1 protein-coding gene is annotated in these 472 nt (G+C 77.3%); it reads right to left on the bottom strand.

Features of this window, described 5'->3' with window-relative positions; translation table 11 throughout:
- The coding region (locus tag D7Y13_RS46315; RefSeq protein ID WP_208734598.1) for a hypothetical protein at positions 1 to 472 on the bottom strand (472 nt) is incomplete at both ends.

Below are 472 nucleotides of genomic sequence, written 5' to 3'. Positions count from 1 at the left end.
CAGACGACGGCGCCCTCGGCCAGCGTGTCGCGGTTGTCGCACCCCAGGATCAGCTGCGACACCGGCCGGTCGAGCCCGGGGATCGCCACCGTCGGCACCGGTGGGAGCCCCGGGGGCAGGACCCGGGGCAGGGCGCGGCTCGTCGCCCGACGCTCGCTCGCGACCTTGTAGCCGAGGCAGGCGCGCCAGCGGTCTAGGGTGCGGGCGTTGCCGAGCGAGTCGGCGTGGCTCGCGGCGGGGTGGGGCGCCTCGAGCGCCCCCTCGGCCACGGCCCGCGTCGCCATGCGCGCCTCGAACACGAAGAGCTGCTCGGGGCAGGCGAGGCGCTCCACCGTCTCCTCGCCGCCGCGCCGGACCCGGATCGTCGCGTCCGAGGGGGGCGCGTCGCGGCCCGGCACCCAAGGGTCGTCGATGACGATGGCGCCGGCGGTCCCGGTGATGGTCGCCGCGTTGTCGAGCGCCCGCATGACCG

The organism is Corallococcus praedator (assembly GCF_003612125.1).
GTDB classification, from domain to species: domain Bacteria; phylum Myxococcota; class Myxococcia; order Myxococcales; family Myxococcaceae; genus Corallococcus; species Corallococcus praedator.
The sequence above is the reverse complement of the archived record's forward strand: the minus strand, read 5'-3'. Positions and strand labels throughout refer to the sequence as shown.